Below are 15,060 nucleotides of genomic sequence, written 5' to 3' on the forward strand. Positions count from 1 at the left end.
CTTCAGGACCTACAGGACCAATGGGACCAGCGGGACCAGGACCCCCAGCCGGACCAGCAGGACCTACAGGACCAGTAGGACCCACAGGACCAGTAGGACCTACAGGACCAGAAGGACCGGGTATTATTGGAATTGGAACTTCAACAAATTGATTAGGAATAATTTCAGGCCCATCAACTAACTCAAAGCCTGGTACAGTTGTTGGTGGTCCAGGTATAAGAGTGTTAATAGGTGAAGGAACGACTAAATTTTGCTCTGGAATTGGAATTTGAGATGCTTCTATACTAAAACCAAGATCTAAACCAAGATCATCCATTTCTTTATCTCAAGAAAGTAATTTTTCCAAGATTATAAGTGAGAATTTCACTTTTGAGAATAAAAATTTTGTGATCTAGCTATCAAAATACTAGGCAAATCTAATGAGTTACAAAATGTTTAAGTGGCCAAATATTTTATATCTCTCAACCTAAATTTTTGGTGAAGCAAAACTTCTAAATCATTCCAATTTAACTGATATTGAAATAGATGCCATATCCAAAAACTCAAAAACTAATTCTGCTCTAAAACCCGCTTTCCATAGTATTTTCCTAAATTCCAACCTATTAGCTTTTATTCCAGCTTATAATTACTCTTAGTCCCAATAGTTTACTTACTATTCACATCAACCCCATCAAATACTATTAACTTTTCTTTATCTAAAAAAATGCAAAATACAAAATTTGAAAAATATGACAAAAAATAACGGTTGAAAAAATATTTAACTAGCAAACAAAATAAAAAATTAAGTATAGAGACGTTAAACTTTTTATAAAGTTCCCTAATGATCAAATAAAAACATTTAATTTAAAATTTTATTTTTAACTTGAAATCCTGAATTTACACTCAATCAAAATGACCCACTCAACAGACATTACTACCTTGGCACGTTGGTTATCCGCCGACTTCAGTAACCAACAACAAGCTTTTGACAACCCACCCCTTTTTGCTCATATTCGCGTCTGTATGCGTCCACTTCCATATCAACTACTCAATGGAATTAGTCTTTATCTAGAGCAAGCTTATGACATTACCCTCAACAAACCCTATCGAGTCCGAATCCTGAAATTAGTCCCTTCAGAAGACCATATTGATATTGAAAACTACGCTATCGATCAAGAAGAAGAATTTTATGGAGGTTCTCGCAACCTTCAATGCCTAGAAACTCTCAAAACAGAACAAATTAAAAAATTACCAGGCTGCACCTTTATTACAAAATGGACAGGTCATAGTTTTAGAGGAGAAGTAGAACCAGGAAAAGGTTGTACCGTAGTCCGTAAAGGGAAAACTACCTATCTAAAAAGTCACTTTGAGATAGATGAACAGAAATTTATTAGCCATGACACAGGATGTGACCCTGAAACAAATAAACAGGTATGGGGAGCGATCGCTGGACCTTTTGAATTTGTTCGTTGGACTAGCTTTGCTGATGAAGTTACGATTTGACATTTCCCTGTCATAGGTTGCTATATCTTGCCCAAAAGTTATCATACCAATTTCATAAAGTTTTTTGCTAGTTATATTTGGAGCCGATCGGTACAAATATCTTAATGATTTGGCATCAAAAGTTTGGTATAACTATATTTTTGTAAAAATGGTATAAAAATATTGTCTAGAGTTGAATAATTAGAGAGAATCAGAAAGCATACTATAAATTTACTGATTGAATCTGAAGGGAGATAATTTCGTAATTTGATTTTAAGACTCCTTGTTTGGCGACCTGACATGAAACCTTTAGCCTGAGGTTATTAAAGCAATAATATGCTGTTAGATCGCTTTCCTGCGGAATGCTGCGCAAACGTCTCAGTTCTAAGGTCGAACCTTCGGTACTCAAAAAACCTTTGATTTAATTCAGAGAGTGTCAAAAAGTTCTAATACCTGGTACATTAACCGAATATCAGTAAGCAAGATTCAAAGTAAATTTATGAAAGTCCTGGTAATTGGTGGCGATGGCTACTGCGGTTGGGCAACCGCTCTTTATCTTTCCAATCAAGGTTATGAAGTAGGTATCCTAGACAATATGGTTAGGCGACACTGGGATATGCAACTTCAAGTCGAAACTCTGACACCTATTGCCCCCATTCAACAACGCATCCAACGTTGGAAAGACCTCAGTGGCAAAAAAATTGACCTATACATAGGAGATATCACCAACTACGACTTCCTGAGTAAAACACTACGTCAGTTTGAACCAGAATCTATAGTCCACTTTGGCGAGCAGCGTTCGGCTCCATTTTCTATGATTGACCGGGAACACGCTGTTATGACTCAGGTTAATAATGTAGTTGGTACTCTCAATATTCTCTATGCAATGAAAGAGGATTTTCCAGACTCCCACTTGGTTAAACTGGGAACTATGGGAGAATATGGTACCCCTAATATAGATATTGAAGAGGGTTACATCACAATTGAACATAATGGGCGTAAAGATACTCTGCCCTATCCTAAACAACCAGGGTCTTTCTATCATCTCAGTAAAGTTCACGACAGCCACAACATTCATTTTGCCTGTAAAATTTGGGGTCTCCGTGCTACAGACCTCAATCAAGGAGTTGTATATGGTGTTGCTCTAACTGGTCTCTTAGATGAAGAGATAATCAAAGATGAACTTTTGATTAACCGTCTCGACTATGATGGAGTTTTTGGTACAGCTCTCAATAGATTTTGTATTCAAGCAGCTATTGGCCATCCACTTACCGTTTATGGTACAGGTGGACAAACTCGTGGCTTCTTAGATATTAGAGATACAGTCCGTTGCATGGAAATAGCGATCGCTAACCCCGCAGAAGCAGGTAAATTCCGAGTTTTTAACCAATTTACGGAAATGTTTAGTGTGGCTGACTTGGCAATGAAAGTCCAAAAAGCCGGTGAATCTATAGGATTAGATGTAAAGATTAGTCACTTGGATAATCCTAGAGTAGAATTAGAGGAACATTATTTCAATGCCAAAAATACGAATTTGCTGGACCTGGGTTTAGATCCTCATTATCTGTCTGATTCTCTCTTAGATTCTCTACTCAACTATGCTATTCAATACAAGCAACGTGTTGATAAAGATCATATTCTACCGAAGGTATCTTGGCATCGAGAAAAAACTTAACAATTAGATTCTGTAAAAAATACATTAATATCCAAAACTCAGGAAAAAAATAAACAATCAGATTCTCTAAAAAGTACATTAGTATCTTAAACTGAATAAAAACTCTATCTTTAACTAGCTATCAGCTTTTAGCATTCAGCTAGCCTCCTGGGTCGGAACTGCCTCTTGCAGAGGAGCTGCCTCTTGCCTCCTCCGGAGAAGCTGCGCTAACAGATGAGCTTCACTAACGCTTTTCATGTCGCGAAGCGAAACGTTAACAACTTTGATCGGCTCAGTTTAAAATCCTCTGCTTCTATAAGCAGGATGGTTTGGGAGGGGTTTAAATTCCCTTAGTTCACGTAAAAAAAATAATCCGACTGATTGCTGAGTGCTGACCGCTTCTTTAATAGATTTATATTCAGTAAATGTAGTAATTTTACTTGTGGTTGGGATTATATATAATGAATTTGATCCTAATTTTAACCTGAGTTTTATCTACATATTCAAGCAAGAGGTAATAGATTTACTTATTACCTCTTGTAATCTTGATAAATTTAATTTAGGTAAATTAAAATATTTTGCTAATATTTGTAGATATTAAAGATGGGGTAATTTAAAATAATTTATATCGCCATATAAAGTGACAAAACTCATGCCTAAAGGTTGACCTAAAAACTAAGTTATTTTTATTGTTTTTTTCTTCAGAATCATTGAGAGATAGTAAAAAAAATTAAGATATAAAATTACTCAAGACTACTACTTAGTTAATATGCAGTTAGTCACAGAAAACTACTTAACTCAAGTTAATAATTGGCCAGAACGAGGCAAACAAATATTAGCGCAATTTAATGAAAACTCTATAGTTGTCTATCAAGCATATAGACCAGAAATAAGTGATTTTGCAGCATCAAAAGGTTATTTTGGTGGTGAGTTTAGCTTGAGTAGAATGAGTTGGATTAAACCTAACTTTTTGTGAATGATGTATCGTTCTGGATGGGGAACAAAAACAGGGCAAGAAGTCATTCTCTCTGTAACTATCAAACGCATAGCATTTGATGAAATTTTAGCAAAAGCAGTACATTAAAAATTTATCCCAGCTATATATAACACTATAGAAGAATGGAAAAAAGCTGTACAGCGATCGCCTGTAAGATTGCAATGGGACCCAGACCATAATCCTATGGGTCAAAAACTGGTAAAGACGAGCAATTCAACTAGGACTGCGTGATGAAATTTTACAAAATTATAGCCGAGATTGGATTATAAAGATAGAAAATATTACAGAATTTGTACAACAGCAGCGCAGTAATAGAGAATCAAATAAATGGATTAACTTAATTACACCGACAGAAAATGTTTATCCAGTAGATAATTCTGAGATAATACACAAACTAAGATTATCAATTCCCGATATGAAGTCTGCTTAAATAGTTGGCATGACAACGGTCAGGAAGCAATCTCTAAAAGCCTAAGAGTACTTCCTTGCACTCCATTCCAAGTCCCTGTAGAGTTGACAATAATTAATATCCAGAATTGATATGACTCAAATAAATAGGTAATAACTAAACCTGTTACAACGCCCAAAAAAAGCAATATTCTGACTAATATTTTCCAAGCTAATATACTTATGAGGATCGCCCTTTTTACCGAAACTTTTCTACCAAAAATAGATGGTATAGTTACCCGTCTGTGTCACACGGTTGAATATCTACAACGTGCTGGCGACCAAGTGCTAATATTTTCTCCAGCAGGAGGACTTACAGAATATAAAGGAGCAAAAATTTGTGGCATTGAGGGTTTTCCCCTACCCCTATACCCAGAATTAAAATTAGCAATACCAACTCCTACGATCAGAGAAGAGCTAGACAAATTTAAGCCAGATATAATTCATGTGGCAAACCCTGCGGTATTAGGTTTAGGTGGCCTTTACTATGCGAAAAAACTGAATATTCCACTCGTGGCATCTTATCATACCCACCTGCCTCAATACCTACATCACTATGGTTTAGGAATGCTCGAAGGCTTACTTTGGGAATTACTTAAATCAGGTCATAACCAAGCCGACCTAAATCTTTGTACCTCTACAGCAATGGTAGAAGAACTAAGCAACCATGGCATTGAACGAGTGGACTTATGGCAGCGGGGAGTAGATACAGAATTATTTCAGCCCCACCATGCAAGTCTGGAAATGCGCGATCGCCTCAGTCGAGGAAATCCCAACAATACAATACTACTATATGTTGGGCGTTTAGGTGCAGAAAAAGAAATTGAGCGTATTAAACCAATTCTAGAGGCCATCCCCAACGCTTGCCTAGCTCTTGTAGGTGATGGCCCGAACAGACAAACCCTAGAACAACATTTTGCCAACACTCCTACTAATTTTGTGGGCTATTTGCGTGGTCAAGAATTAGCCTCTGCTTATGCTTCTGCCGATGCCTTTATCTTTCCTTCTCGTACCGAAACTTTAGGATTGGTACTTTTAGAAGCGATGGCCGCTGGGACTCCAGTAGTAGCGGCCAATTCAGGAGGCATTCCTGATATTGTTACAGATGGAATAAATGGTTATCTATTCGATCCGGCTGATGAAAAAGGAGCCATTACAGCTACTCAAAACCTTTTAGCCGGCTCAGAAGAACGAGAAACGCTACGGAAAAATGCCAGAGCTGAAGCGGAACGTTGGGGATGGTCAGCAGCGACTCAACAGTTAAGAAACTATTATCAAAAAATTATCTCTGCCTATTCTATGCTATCAGCAGCTTAAAAATATCAAAAAAAAAAGGGTTTAAGCCCTTTTTTTTGGTAAACTAATCTTGCCACTTTGGAAAATTTAAGCAAAGCAAAATAAACTTAAGTTGGAGCCATTTAACTTTAAGAAAAAGAAGTCCAAATGACATTCTCTAACACTGCTGGCAGTATTCTCGCAACATTGACTCAAGTTGAGCGTATGGGTCTACTGGCAACTCGTGTCAAAGATTTGCCAGTAGGAGAGTTTGTTTGTCTTCTGGACTTTATTACTGCAGAGTTTCATCAATATCTATGGGCCATCGACTTAATTAATAACGAAGGTATCGAAACTTTATTAGAACAACTTTTAGATGCTTTTACCTTAAAAATTGGTCAAGTCCTGAAAGCAGATCAAACAACTATTTTTCTGGTTAACCAAGAAAAAAAACAACTTTGGTACAAGACAGTTGTAGAAAATACAGCTAAATCTCAAGAGTACCACTTACCAATTAATGTAGGTATTTTAGGTCATGTGGCTACGACAGGAGAAGCACTCAATATTGCCGATGCCAAGAGTCACCCACTCTTTAACCAAGAGGTAGACCAACCCCAAGGCTATGATACTCGCACCATCCTATGTATGCCAATTTTTAGTACCACTAACTCTCATCTACCAGTAGCAGTGGTACGACTACTGAATAAAGAAAATGATGTCCCCTTTGATAGAGAAGATGAGCAACTATTCCGCTCTTTCGCTGACTCAATGGGGATTATTCTTGAAAGTTGTCAATCTTTTTATGCTGCGGCTCGGAATCAGCGAGGGGTATCAGCACTACTAAAAGCTACCACAACTTTAGGTCAAAGTCTAGACCTGGAAAAAACTTTAAGAGCTGTAATGGATCAAGCTCGTAACCTGATGCAAGCAGACCGTAGCACATTGTTTTTACTTAGTAAAGAAACAAATGAACTTTGGACTAAGGTAGCAACAGCAGATAGAAAAAAAATGATGGAAATTAGAATACCAGCAAATCGTGGTATTGCTGGTTATGTTGCTTCTACTGGACAAACTCTGAATATTCCTGATGCTTATATAGATCCTCGTTTTGACCCTAGTACAGACCAAAAAACAGGTTATAAAACAAGAAATATTCTTTGTATGCCTATATACAATGCTAAAGGTGAATTAATTGGAGTAACTCAGTTAATTAATAAAAATCAAGGTAGTTTTACTGCTTCAGATGAACAATTTTTATTAGCTTTTAATGCTCAAGCAGGTATTGCTCTCCAAAATTCTCAATTGTTTGAAAATGTTTTAGTAGAAAAACAATATCAGAAAGATATCCTACAAAGTTTGTCTGATGTTGTAATTTCTACAGATATGCAAGGCAGAATTGTGACTATTAATGAAGCAGCTTTAGAAATGTTGGGTTGCCCTATTAAACATGAAGTAAAAGGTAAAACAAGTGGGCAAATTTGGGAAGAAAAATTGGTTGGTAGATATCTATGGGAAGTTATACCAATTGAAAACTTGAAGTTCCGTTTAGAAGACAGTCTGAATAATGGTACTAGACAATATGTTCCAGAACAAAACTTACGAGTAGGTTCATTTATCAACAAAGATCTGGAAGAGGAAGAAGAACTAATTAACATCCTAGCAGTTCCTGACCCAAAAAATCCCAATATTTATTTTGCTTGGGGAGAAAACGTATCAACAAATATCCAGGAAAATCCGATTCAAAATAATCATAAAAATATTAGCAAATCAATAGATTTATCAGAAATAGATCGAGTCTTGGAACGGAGTGTTAATTTAACAGTTAATCCCTTGACAAATCCTGAAGGTGGCGTGCGTGGTGGGTTGGTAGTTTTAGAAGATATTAGTCAAGAAAAACGCATGAAAAATGCTATGTATCGCTACATGACACCAGGGGTAGCAGAACAAGTAATGGCTTTAGGTGAAGATGCTTTACTAGAAGGAGAACGTAAAGAAGTAACTATTTTATTTTCTGATATTCGAGGTTATACAACTATTACAGAAAATCTAGAAGCGTCTGAAGTAGTTAAACTTTTGAATCAATATTTTGAGACAATGGTAGAGGCAGTATTTGACCATGAAGGTACTCTAGATAAATTTATTGGGGATGCTTTAATGGCAGTTTTTGGGGCACCATTAGCTTTAGAAAATCATGCTTTGATGGCTGTGAAAACTGCTTTGGATATGCGTCACCGTCTCCGGGAATTTAATTTATCTCGTCCTGATGAAACACAATTTAAAATTGGTATTGGTATTAGTTCAGGAGAAGTGGTTTCTGGTAATATTGGTTCCCAAAAAAGAATGGATTATACAGTAATTGGTGATGGTGTAAATTTGAGTTCCCGTTTAGAAGCAATTACTAAACAATATGGCTGTGATATTATTTTGAGTGAGTTTACTTATGAACTTTGTAGAGATCAGATTTTGGTCAGAGAGTTAGATAAAGTTAAAGTTAAAGGTAAACAAAAAGCTGTGAGTATTTATGAATTAATTAGTGCAATTTCTCAACCTATTGACTTGGAAACAGAAGAGTTCTTAGAACTTTATATTAAAGCTAGACAAGCTTATACAGAAAAGAAATTTGCTGAGGCAATTAATTATTTTGAGACAGCACAAAAAATTAGACCTGAAGATGAAGCAGTTGCGATACATATTGAGCGATCGCTTGACTATATAAAAACTCCTCCACCCAATGATTGGGATGGCAGTTATACTATGACAACTAAATAATTAATAATGGATAATTAATAATGGATAATGGATAATGGATAATGGATAATTGATAATGAAAACTATCTATAATTATCACTGTTTTTCCAACTATTCCCTATTCCCTATTCCCTATTCCCTATTCCCTAGCGCGTAGCGCTATAACTGAATTACCTCAAATACAAAATATGAAACTAACAATATTGGCAATTATTATTATTTTATCCCAAGTTGGCTGGATAAATTCAGCAAAAGCAGCTAACCGAGCAGCCATCAGAAGACTATTAGAAACTAATGAATGTCCAGGATGTGACCTCCGTAGAGCCAACTTATCTAATGCTAACTTGATTGGAGCTGACCTAGCAGGAGCAAATCTCGAAGGAGCAAATTTGTCTGGTGCTAACCTGGCGGTAACTATTCTTTCTGATGCTAATCTATCTAATACTAACCTTTCTAGAGCAACAATGAATGATGCGGATCTTCGAGGTGCAGATTTAACAGATGCTTATTTAGGTCATGCCAATTTATCTAGAGCTTATCTAACAAAGGCAAATTTAGAAAATGCTAATCTATTTGAAGCAAATTTGATTGAATCTCTTGCTAGTGGAGCTAATTTATCTAATGCAAATTTACGTCAATCATATTGGTTTAGAGCTAACTTAGAAAATGCTGATTTGAGTGAATCCGATCTTTTTAATGCTAATATGCATCAAGCAAATTTGAAGGATGCAGATTTTTCTAATGCTAACCTGACTAAAGCTAAATTAATGGAAACAAATATCACTCTTGCTAATCTCAGTGGAGCTAATTTAGAAGGAGTTAACTTGCGTGGTACAAGTATAGGTCCAACTGTATGTTTAATCAATAATTTTATAGAATGTGCCGCGCCAAAAGTAATTCCTGAAATCCAATAAAAATTCTGGCGTTGCTCAAACGCGGGTATGATTTTCAATCTTTGGAGGTAGGGAGCAGGGAGTAGGGAGTAGTTTTAATCAATCTCAGTCAGGGATGACTTCTGAATTCTGACTTCTGAGCTGCGCGTAGCGCTGTATATGCTCAACTGAAAAAAGTAGAAATGATTTATATGATGTCCGGATCATAAGCGATAAAAAAGTTTTTTTTGTAGTAGGACTTGAGCAACATGAAATATCTATCTTTTTGCTCAAGCCCTACTACGAAGCTTTAATTATAACTATTTAACCGGACATGATATTACTTATAATTCCTACTTTTGATCGCCCTGATAATTTTTACTTTTTCTTTGAACCATGCGATAGTATCAAATTCAGATGATTAGTTATTGTAGTCATTGCAACTGGAACGGAGTCGAAGCAAGCAATATCATGGGTGGCGCGAGATTGCTTCTATTTTGTCGCTGGGGACGACTTTTCAACCTGATTCTATATCACCAACAAATATTTATGATCGGCTCCCAATTTAAGAGAATTTTCAAAGGTTACTAAAATAAAGTGATATAATACCATTTCTCAAAAAGAATGCTATACTTGATACTGCTATCACACATATATAAAAAAATTACTACTTATATATGCGATACTGCTGACGCAACGCTCCGCGAACGCCAAAACTATGCAGAGCATTATTGCCAACTTGTTTACCCAGCCGGAGCAGACCAATGAAAATTTTTAAGTATACCTACTTTTTTTAAAGCCTCAATGATGAACTGCCATCCTGTTAATGAAGCTACAAAATCCTGGTTAATATTTAGTAGAATTTTGTCAAGAAATTCTCTTAAGTCTGATAAATCTCTAAATATTATCCAATATGCGTTTTTGTTTGATGGCTAACCATAGCCACTAAGCTCGGATTAATTTCTCGACTATAACTTGGTTGAAATATGAGAATAATATTATCAGGAATTGTTAAGTTCAATGATTGATGACATCCGGCATTTCTCAAGCGAATTATATGTAAATCATCTGGGTAATTCTCTGAAAATATCTCCCAAAATTTTTCAAAGCATATTGTATCTAAATTACTAAACTCATAAAAAAAGCTTTCTCCTGAATTGAGATTATCACTGGCTATGAACAGGCAAAGACAGCTGGTGATAATGTGATGTATGGATTTGCAGGCAACGATGAGTTTTTTGGTGGAAATGGTCATGACCGTATTTATGGTGGTCCTGATGACGATACATCCCACTATAGCGACGATGACACTCCAAAAGGCATTATAGTTGACTTAAGCAATAGAGAACCAGTCTTTGATAAAGATAAGAAGATAATTGGTTACTCTGTTGAAATCGAAGACGACGGATTCGGTACCCAAGACACGTTATTCGATATTGAGAATATCGTTGGTAGTAAGCATGACGATCTGATTGTTGGAGACGATGAGGATAACGTTTTAGCTCCTTTACGAGGAAACGATACTTTAACTGGTAATGGTGGTAAGGATACTTTCATCCTCTCTCCATATGGTGGTACTACACCAACACTTCCAGCAGGTGATTTCGGAACAAAAACCATTACAGACTTCAATCCTGCTGAAGATAAGATTCAGATTGATGTGAAAGCATATTACGACTATTACAACCACGCAGACTTCAAGCCTACTTATAATGTAAGTAATAATACTCTCAATATTTCTGTTTATAGTCACCATCTTGCTACTCTAGAAAATATTACTCAAAATCAACTAGCAGATGTCTTACAACAAATTGAGTTTACTGGAGAAGATGAAAAGCTCATACAAACTTTTGATAATCTTATCCAAAAGACACAGATAAAGATAGTGTCAAAGATTTTAACAGGTACTGCTGGTGCTGATACCTTTGATTTAAATGAGCCATCGTTTTCTGGAAGTGCCTTAATTAAGGACTATACTGCTGCTCAAGGAGATGTGATTTATATCGATCCAAGTGCCTATGGTATTAGCGATATTGATGATGTTACCTTTAATTCCTCAACTAATGAATTGTCAGTCAAAGACGCTGTAATTGCCAATCTGGAAAATCAATCTGGCTTTAGTGTTGAGAGTAGTGTTGTTCTGACAAAGTCAAATTTCGTCGGTACTGACTCTAATGAAAATATCATAGGAGACGATGAAGCTAATATTTTAGTTGCTGGAAAAGGGAATTATAATCTAACTGGTAATGGTGGTCAAGATACTTTTGTCCTCTCTAGTGGAGAAAAGACAATCACAGATTTCAATCCTGACGAAGATCGGATTCAGATTGATATTAACGATTATTATAATGCCTCTAATAATCAGGCAAGTTTTGATGTTAGTCACTCTAATGATACTCTGACTATTTCTGTGTCCAATCAGAAAATTACCCTGAACAATATCTCTAGTTCTCAAGTGTCAGATGTGTTAAAAGAAATTGAGTTTATCGGAGAAGTCAACATGACCGGTAGAGACAATACTGTTGATATTCTCATTGGAGACGATAGCGGTAACTATATCTATGGTAATGGTGGTAATGATTATATGTATGGTGGTCTTCGTGGTGATGCTCTCCTAGGTTCACGCGGTAATGATGTGTTACTTGGAGGAGACGGTGATGACTATATAGCAGGCATGGAAGATAGTGACATTTTAGTTGGTGGTGCGGGTGCTGATAGCTTTGGTTTCCAGTACTATGATTCAGTGTCTGGTGTTGACAGGATTCTTGACTTTAATCCTTCGGAAGGAGATAGTATAGTCATTAGTAAGAGTCTATATGGTATTAGTAGTCTCAATGATTTGAAATTAACTTCAGCAGGTGAATTGATGAGGACTAATGATTCCAGAGTTATTGTCATTCTCGAAAATCAATCTGGCTTTGATATTAACAGTCACGTTTCTTTGTCCTAGTAGTCCTGTAGATGTAGTGATATTTAGAAGTAAAATCCTTTCACCGTAAGGGGTAAAAATGCAAAAATCACTACTTGTACACCACTACCGATTTCTTAATCCTCTTTATACCATTTTGGATGCTAGTAGATGTTTGTTAATTATGTGTAGATACCAAAGTCTAATTTAGAGTTAATGGTAAAATTAGCGATCAGTATAAATCAAGTCGAGGCAAATTAGGTAAGGAGAATGCGATCGCCTATTTTTTTTATAGACTTGTGAGACTCTGACTAATATCACTATGATTAGTTAGAGTAGAGCGATCGCTCACCCTATTACCTGACTTTTGCTTAGGAGCTTTTCTTGCGACGGCTAGCAACTAAACCTGTAGCAACTACACCGAGACCGAATAATGTTGCAGGTTCAGGAGTAGCAGCAGTAGGAACGTTATCCATATCAACGTTTGTTACTGAACCACTGAATCCTCCATTTGCTTCTACATTAACTTCACCTATTGCAATACTTGTTTGTGCAAAATTGAATTCAGTAGCATCTACACCAAAATAGTTACTAATTGCTGCATCCATGGTATCAACACCAAGACCAGTAAAAACTGCAGCACCAATGTTTGGCATGAACTCAGTAGCAGAGCCAACAATATTTTCACCAAAGTAACCTTCGAGAAAAGTACCACTAGCAATAACAGTATCTCCATCCTTAACGGTTCCTTCAATAGTAACTAAACCTCCAGCAGCAAATGTATAGGGATCTTCTGAGATATTTGCTCCTGTTTCAAAGTTCAATTTACAATCTTCACAAAAGAGATGAGAGCTAGAGTTCTCAGGAGTATCAACTCCGAATACTGTATCTAGCAACAGGTCTGTACCAAATAGAGCGCCACCCTCACCATCATAGGAAAGGATACCACCAGTCACATCAACATCATCAAATTGAATAATTTGAGCATTAGCAGCGCCAGTACCAGCAAATACAGCACCTAAAGCGAAAGGAATAGCAGCGATGGAAGCAACGATTTGGTTTTTCATTTTGAAGACTCCTTGTAATTAGTTATGTAGATTTTTACTCAGTAATTAAGAGGTTAATACTTAGTTTCTTTACCCATTATTCTAGGTAGAAGCTTTAAGTTCTTCTCCGTAGTTTTAGCGGTTTGTGAACCTCTCTTTCCCTCACAAATATAATCTAGCTAACCCCACTTAAGTATTGCAAGTCTTTTTCCAAGTCTTTACCGAATCTTCAAGAAAATCTGCTGGAATTTCACTCAATTCAATGCTGTTTCACCAGAGATATTTTTAGCATAAGCTGTAATTTTTTTTACATTCAACCGGGTATTTACTATTAAGCCCATTACTATCTCACACCTACGCTATATGTATGGAAAATGAAGAAAAAATGATTTATATAGATTTTCAAGCACAATTCTACCGATTGTACCGAAAAATCAAGTAATGTTACCCAGGGATTTATAATGAGTGAAAACAGAATTTTTTAGCTAAAATGAAGTTATTGGAAAATATGTACAAATTCATTTACAAATAGTCGGTAATCTGGTATATGCACAAAATCCACTCAGGTGTCACAATATATATATATAGAAATCCTTTTTGATTAACGAAGAGAAACTATCATGGCTAATACCAGTAATTTCCGTCAAGCAATGCGTGAAGCCCAAGGACAATCGTTAGTTGGCCCAAACGTGATTGCTAATGCTTTACCTTTTGTAGGGGGTGGCCTGGTCCTCACAGCAGTAGGTACATTTGGTGGCCTAGGAGTCCTAAACTCTAACCCGGCTATATTTATGACTACATTCTGGATAGCACTCATCGCAGAATTAGTCTTATTTTTTGTTGCCCGTGGAATTGCTGAAAAAGGCAATAACAACGTAGCTCTACCTTTATTGGCTACTTATAGCCTGCTATCGGGCTATACCCTGAGTGGTTTAGTATTTGTAGCTTTAAGTACCCAAGGAGTAGGTATTGGGGGAGTAGGTTTTGCAGCCCTGGGTTGTGGTGTCACTTTTATTGCAGCTCGTCAAATAGGCTCAAATTTGTCTGAAGAAGATGGCATGGCCTTGACAAAAACTGTTAGCCTGGGAATAATGGCACTATTAGTAGCAGTTGTTGGCCAAGTTATTTTTAGCTTTTTCGGTATTTATACAGCAGGTTGGTTAGAAATTGCCATCTCTGGCATTGGTGTATTTCTATTTGCTGGTGCTGCAGTAGTAGATTTCTACATTTTGCCCCGTACTTATAGAGACGATCAGTATATTCCGGCAGCTCTCTCTATGTACTTAACTTACATCAACCTATTTATCTTTATTCTGCGACTGATAATTGCAATTAGTGGTGGTGGTCGCGACTAGGTTATTAGTAGCAGTGAGCAGTTGATGAAATAGCCCTGCTCTTGTGTAGGGGTTTGGTCACCAAACCCCTACTTTTAGTATTTTCCCTAAAACCTAGAACTTTCTGGCGTACCAGCAGTAATTCTGGTTGTATAACACTGCCCATTTAGGTTAGGACATTTTTAACGAAGTCAGAAGTTGTTTTTCTAACAGGGATGCGTGAGCAACCCTCTAAAAACATTTCTCTTGAAAAAGCAGGGTTTTAGACCCAATTATTTGATAATCTAAGCTCTGAAAGCTACTTAAAAATCCCTGTTT

Annotated in this window: 9 protein-coding genes and 2 pseudogenes; 9 read left to right on the forward strand and 2 right to left on the reverse strand. The window is 36.6% G+C overall.

Going from position 1 to position 15,060, the window contains the following annotated elements; all coding sequences use genetic code 11:
• Positions 1–316 (reverse strand): annotated as a pseudogene (locus ACP6PM_RS11445) (hypothetical protein); the annotation flags it as partial.
• Positions 317–891: 575 nt separating this feature from the next.
• Between ACP6PM_RS11445 and ACP6PM_RS11450 the strand changes: the two are divergent.
• The 8 genes and pseudogenes from ACP6PM_RS11450 to ACP6PM_RS11485 all read left to right on the forward strand — a co-directional run bounded on the left by ACP6PM_RS11450 (position 892) and on the right by ACP6PM_RS11485 (position 12,404).
• Complete coding sequence (locus ACP6PM_RS11450) at positions 892–1,482, forward strand: chromophore lyase CpcT/CpeT (RefSeq protein ID WP_426584691.1); 591 nt, start codon at positions 892–894, stop codon at positions 1,480–1,482.
• Positions 1,483–1,960: 478 nt separating this feature from the next.
• A complete protein-coding gene (locus ACP6PM_RS11455; RefSeq protein WP_426584692.1) occupies positions 1,961–3,136 on the forward strand; it encodes an NAD-dependent epimerase/dehydratase family protein in 1,176 nt (391 codons plus the stop codon).
• Positions 3,137–3,884: 748 nt separating this feature from the next.
• Positions 3,885–4,343: pseudogene (locus ACP6PM_RS11460) on the forward strand (DUF4291 family protein).
• A 31-nt stretch (positions 4,344–4,374) separates the two neighbouring features.
• Entirely contained in the window at positions 4,375–4,542 is a 168-nt protein-coding gene (locus ACP6PM_RS11465; RefSeq protein WP_426584787.1) for a hypothetical protein, read from the forward strand.
• A 200-nt stretch (positions 4,543–4,742) separates the two neighbouring features.
• The gene (locus tag ACP6PM_RS11470) at positions 4,743–5,876 is read left to right on the forward strand and encodes a glycosyltransferase family 4 protein (protein WP_426584694.1); all 1,134 of its coding nucleotides are present in this window, start codon (positions 4,743–4,745) and stop codon (positions 5,874–5,876) included.
• A 126-nt stretch (positions 5,877–6,002) separates the two neighbouring features.
• Positions 6,003–8,603 (forward strand): GAF domain-containing protein, encoded by a 2,601-nt coding sequence (locus ACP6PM_RS11475; protein WP_426584696.1) that lies wholly within the window; start codon positions 6,003–6,005, stop codon positions 8,601–8,603.
• Positions 8,604–8,770: 167 nt separating this feature from the next.
• Entirely contained in the window at positions 8,771–9,496 is a 726-nt protein-coding gene (locus tag ACP6PM_RS11480; protein ID WP_426584698.1) for a pentapeptide repeat-containing protein, read from the forward strand.
• 1,123 nt (positions 9,497–10,619) lie between these two features.
• Positions 10,620–12,404: a hypothetical protein gene (locus ACP6PM_RS11485; protein WP_426584789.1), complete on the forward strand. Its 1,785-nt coding sequence runs from the start codon at positions 10,620–10,622 to the stop codon at positions 12,402–12,404.
• A gap of 329 nt (positions 12,405–12,733) precedes the next feature.
• On the opposite strand, the gene ACP6PM_RS11490 is transcribed toward ACP6PM_RS11485, so the two are convergent.
• Entirely contained in the window at positions 12,734–13,429 is a 696-nt protein-coding gene (locus tag ACP6PM_RS11490; protein WP_426584700.1) for a PEP-CTERM sorting domain-containing protein, read from the reverse strand.
• Between the two features lie 599 nt (positions 13,430–14,028).
• Between ACP6PM_RS11490 and ACP6PM_RS11495 the strand changes: the two genes are divergently transcribed.
• Positions 14,029–14,763, forward strand: coding sequence for a Bax inhibitor-1/YccA family protein (locus tag ACP6PM_RS11495; protein ID WP_426584702.1), 735 nt, complete (start codon positions 14,029–14,031; stop codon positions 14,761–14,763).
• Positions 14,764–15,060: the final 297 nt, after the last annotated feature.

This window comes from Dapis brunnea BLCC-M229 (genome assembly GCF_050015995.1).
Lineage (GTDB): Bacteria > Cyanobacteriota > Cyanobacteriia > Cyanobacteriales > Microcoleaceae > Trichodesmium.

Coding starts and splice junctions, on each gene's coding strand:
- ACP6PM_RS11450 (WP_426584691.1), top strand. CDS start 892: ATGACCCACTCAACAGACATTACTACCTTGGCACGTTGGTTATCCGCC.
- ACP6PM_RS11455 (WP_426584692.1), top strand. CDS start 1,961: ATGAAAGTCCTGGTAATTGGTGGCGATGGCTACTGCGGTTGGGCAACC.
- ACP6PM_RS11470 (WP_426584694.1), top strand. CDS start 4,743: ATGAGGATCGCCCTTTTTACCGAAACTTTTCTACCAAAAATAGATGGT.
- ACP6PM_RS11475 (WP_426584696.1), top strand. CDS start 6,003: ATGACATTCTCTAACACTGCTGGCAGTATTCTCGCAACATTGACTCAA.
- ACP6PM_RS11480 (WP_426584698.1), top strand. CDS start 8,771: ATGAAACTAACAATATTGGCAATTATTATTATTTTATCCCAAGTTGGC.
- ACP6PM_RS11490 (WP_426584700.1), bottom strand. CDS start 13,429: ATGAAAAACCAAATCGTTGCTTCCATCGCTGCTATTCCTTTCGCTTTA.
- ACP6PM_RS11495 (WP_426584702.1), top strand. CDS start 14,029: ATGGCTAATACCAGTAATTTCCGTCAAGCAATGCGTGAAGCCCAAGGA.